Source organism: Paenibacillus periandrae, from assembly GCF_022458865.1.
GTDB lineage: Bacteria > Bacillota > Bacilli > Paenibacillales > NBRC-103111 > Paenibacillus_S > Paenibacillus_S periandrae.
Window position 1 is genome coordinate 1 of sequence record NZ_JAJNMU010000161.1, and the last position, 342, is coordinate 342.

Annotated in this window: 1 rRNA gene; it reads left to right on the forward strand. The window is 55.8% G+C overall.

The window, feature by feature from the left end:
- Positions 1–342: ribosomal RNA gene (locus LRL21_RS45055) — 23S ribosomal RNA — on the forward strand; the annotation flags it as partial.

The following is a 342-nucleotide window of genomic DNA, read 5'->3' on the forward strand; positions in this document are numbered from 1 at the left end:
CGAAAGCCTAAGGGTTCCTGAGGAAGGCTCGTCCTCTCAGGGTAAGTCGGGACCTAACGCGAGGCCGAAAGGCGTAGTGGATGGACAACTGGTTGAAATTCCAGTACCACCGTGAACCGTTATGAGCAATGGGGTGACGCAGAAGGATAGTGACGCGGACTGATGGATGTCCGTCCAAGCAGCGAGGCTGGTGTGTAGGCAAATCCGCACATCGATAAGGCTGAGCTGTGATGGGGAGCGAAAATTGCAGTAGCGAAGGTCATGAGTTCAAGCTGCCAAGAAAAGCCTCTAGCCAGGGAGAAGGTGCCCGTACCGCAAACCGACACAGGTGGGCGAGCAGAG